Here is a 1,183-nt window from a genome sequence, read left to right on the forward strand (position 1 = left end):
GGGGGGGGGAATGGCCAACACCGCGCCCTGACTATACATCTTTATGTCACAATCGATGTTACGAACAAGTCAATATTTGGGTATTTGGCAGTATAATATACAGCGTTATGACAAAATAATACGGACTTGACATCGAGCTCAAGGATTCATTACGCTCGTAGCGAGCCATTATGCAAATGCATGTAAAAATGGCAGTCAACCCAGCTGCTATGGGGAGGAGACTATGTGTAAGGCGACGGATAAAATTGAGCGTTTCGGGTATTTTGGGTGTGAATGCGATGAAATTTGCATATCTGGGCCCACTGATGTATTTAATTGCAATTTAATGAACTTATTTCAAAAACGCAAGGTTTTATTAAGTTGGGCAGAGAGAAGAAATGAGGCTTTCGGAGATCCGATGCTCCGCATTCTTCCGAATGGAAGAATAATTTCCATCGTAGAGATTCTGTCTACCTTGCGGGCCCTCAGCGGTCTTTCGAATGCCATTGATACTAGCCAATTTGCGCCTCAACATCAGATGAACTCTATCCCGGCCTGCTCGCGGTTCCGCATGAGTTCGACATCTTGAATGGTCTGGAACAGGACCGACGCGCCAGTTTCCGGAATCGGCCGTAAACGGTCCGCCAATGGCCCAAGCCCGAGCGCACCAGATAGCGTACCGCGTTGATGGCTTCGCCAAACCCGATTTCTCGGGGATGTCTAGGCGGCCAGTTCCGGCATCAGTGGCGCGATCAGCTTCAATTCCGCATCCGTCAGATCAGAAGATAACGCTTGGTTTTGCGAACGAATCTGGCCACGCGACTGCGCTTCCCTCTTATTCACATCCGAAATGTGAGGGGCGTGTCCTTTTTGAAGGGAGCGGGATATGGAGGTAATAATATTTATAACTATAATATATATCGTCGCTCTGTTTGTTTTTTGGGTAGCGCTGTATTTCTTTTGCGGTTGATAAGGGAGCGGATGCGGTCCCGCCGGACCGGCGCGGACGCCTCTGAAGCCGTTACGTTTGAGGCACGCTTGCATGGCGCCCCGTTGGTCGTCTCGGCGAGAGCTGTCATATAGTCACCACTTACGCTGCGGACAGAGGGTTAGGGCCCAGACTCATAACCAGTAGCTTACGGCTGCGGCGATGGAGACGGCGGCCAGGAAGTTGGTCGCGAGCCGGTCATATCGTGTGGCGATG

General features: G+C 50.6%; 2 pseudogenes. Both read right to left on the reverse strand.

What is annotated here, in order from left to right:
- Positions 1-522: 522 nt before the first annotated feature.
- Positions 523-818, reverse strand: a pseudogene (locus YU1_RS33200) (IS5/IS1182 family transposase); the annotation flags it as partial.
- A gap of 283 nt (positions 819-1,101) precedes the next feature.
- Positions 1,102-1,183 (reverse strand): annotated as a pseudogene (locus tag YU1_RS33845) (IS5/IS1182 family transposase); the annotation flags it as partial.

Origin of the sequence: Azorhizobium doebereinerae UFLA1-100 (assembly GCF_000473085.1) — a bacterium.
GTDB classification, from domain to species: Bacteria; Pseudomonadota; Alphaproteobacteria; order Rhizobiales; family Xanthobacteraceae; genus Azorhizobium; species Azorhizobium doebereinerae.